This window comes from Romboutsia sp., from assembly GCF_051659545.1.
Classification (GTDB): Bacteria; Bacillota; Clostridia; order Peptostreptococcales; family Peptostreptococcaceae; genus JBOFOR01.
In genome coordinates, this window is sequence record NZ_JBOFOR010000188.1 from 1 (window position 1) to 2,466 (window position 2,466).

General features: G+C 29.4%; 1 protein-coding gene and 1 pseudogene. Both read right to left on the reverse strand.

Translation table 11 applies throughout. The features are described from left to right. Positions 1 to 431 (reverse strand): hypothetical protein (locus tag ACRC03_RS10315; RefSeq protein ID WP_438652482.1); only part of this gene is annotated, 431 nt, incomplete at its 3' end. Positions 432 to 720: 289 nt separating this feature from the next. Further along, positions 721 to 2,331 (reverse strand): annotated as a pseudogene (locus tag ACRC03_RS10320) (ATP-dependent Clp protease ATP-binding subunit); the annotation flags it as partial. Positions 2,332 to 2,466 lie beyond the last annotated feature (135 nt).

Below are 2,466 nucleotides of genomic sequence, written 5' to 3' on the forward strand. Positions count from 1 at the left end.
CTGATTCCTTCTAAACACTCTAACCTTATTACAGAAACATTATTATTTTTAGCAAAGTTTACTATTTCTCTACTTATTTTATGATCTTGGTTATTCATATATCTTTGTTCTTTATTATCCATTTTTCTAATAGCATTTATTTGATTATTCCAAACTATAGCAGGTTTTTTAAGTATAGGAATTATCTTATATTTAGATTTCTTAGCCTTTTTAAATACACTCTTGCCATCTTTAATTGCTTGATTTTTAACAGCACTATTTAAACCAACTACTATATTAGCAGAAGTTCTCTTAGTAGATTTTTTATCTGTAACCATTTCAGATACTAATTCATTTATAATTTTTATATAATCTAAACTTCCATTATCTATTAATTTAATTTGCTCTTTAGTTGGGTTAAGTTTTACTTGTACAGTTATTACTTGTTCCATAGTTTTCACCCCACTTTCATCATATATTATTTTTATTATACAACATTTGAGACTTAATATAACTAGAAATTGTTCCACCTCTCTTTATTAAGATAGTTTGAGACCTTGCCTTTCATCCCCCACATCTAAAGAAGGGGGCTTTTCGGCAATTTATTGTAATGTTTTTATTATTTTTACAGAATAGTGTTAAAGCTATACATAAAACTAACCACTTTTATCTAAAAAAGCTCTATCCGTTGCATAAAAATAGAGATTAATCAAAATTAAATTGATTAACCTCTATTTTTTATTAGCACTTATTAGTCACTTTAATTTTGTCTTCTTCCGCATCAATAACTACTATACATCCACTATAAATATCTCCTGCTATCATCTTTTTAGCTATTACTGTTTCTAAAGTATTACTTATATATCTTTTTAAAGGTCTTGCTCCGTATACAGGATCGTACCCTTCTCTTGCCATTATCTCTTTAGCTGCTTCACTTACTTCTATTTGTATATTTTTCTCTTGTAATCTATTTTTTAATGAATTCATAAATATATCAATTATTTTCTTTATTCCTTCAAGGTCTAATGTTTTAAATGTTATTATGTCATCTACTCTATTTAAGAACTCAGGCTTAAATCTACGTTTCATTTCATTCATTACAAGTTCTTTTGTTCCTTCTGTAATATTTTCTCCTTCTTCTAATAAATAGTGACTTCCTATATTTGATGTCATTATAATAAGAGTGTTTTTGAAGTCTACTGTTTTACCTTTGTTATCAGTAAGTCTACCATCATCAAGTATTTGTAAAAACATATTAAATACATCTTCGTGAGCTTTTTCTATTTCATCAAATAGTATAACCGAATATGGATGTCTTCTTACTGCTTCTGTTAATTGACCTCCTTCTTCATATCCTACATAACCTGGAGGGGGACCTATAAGTCTAGATACAGCATGTTTTTCCATATATTCACTCATATCTATTCTTATTATATTATCTTCACTATCAAATAAGTTGTTAGCTAGAGTTTTAGCTAGTTCTGTTTTACCAACGCCTGTTGGGCCTAAAAATATAAATGAACCTATTGGTTTTTTTTCGTCTTTTAAACCTGCACGAGCACGTATTACTGCATTAGATACTGCTGTTACTGCTTCATCTTGACCTATAACTCTTTTGTGTAATTCTTCTTCTAATTTTAATAGTTTTTCTCTTTCACCTTCTACTAATTTAGTAATTGGTATCCCTGTCCATTTAGCTACTATTTGAGAAATCTCATTTTCTGTTACTTCTTCTTTTAATAGTGCATTGTCATAGCTTTCCTTGATTTTTTCTTCGTGTTCTTTTATTCGTTCTTCAAGCTTTGGTATTACACCGTATTTTACTTCAGCAGCTTTGTTAAAGTCATATTCTCTTTCGTATCTTTCAACATTACCTTTAGCTTCATCAAGTTGTGATTTTAGGTTTTTTATTTCTAATATATTTTTCTTTTCTTTTTCGTACTTAGCGCTCATTTCATCATTTTTTGATTTAAGCTCTGATATTTCTTTGTTTAAATTTTCAAGCCTAGCTTTACTTTTTTCATCATTTTCTTTAAGAAGTGCTTCTCTTTCTGTTTCCAAAGTAAATAACTTTCTTCTTACAGTATCTAGTTCTGTAGGTAGAGAGTCTATTTCACTTCTTATCATTGCAGAAGCTTCATCTATTAAGTCTATTGCTTTATCTGGTAAAAACCTATCTTGTATATATCTATCTGATAATTTTGCTGCAGCTACTATTGCGTTATCGTGTATTCTTATACCATGATGTATCTCAAATCTTTCTTTAAGTCCACGAAGTATTGAAACCGTATCTGATACACTTGGTTCTTCTGCAATAACTGGCTGGAATCGTCTTTCTAATGCCTTATCTTTTTATAGTGATAGGTAAGTCTTTGAAGTTATCTCCAACTTTTCCCCCACTTCACACCGTACGTGAGACTTTCACCTCATACGGCGTTCCAACAATTTTACACTCTAATAATTAAATAACTGAATTTCCTACTAACT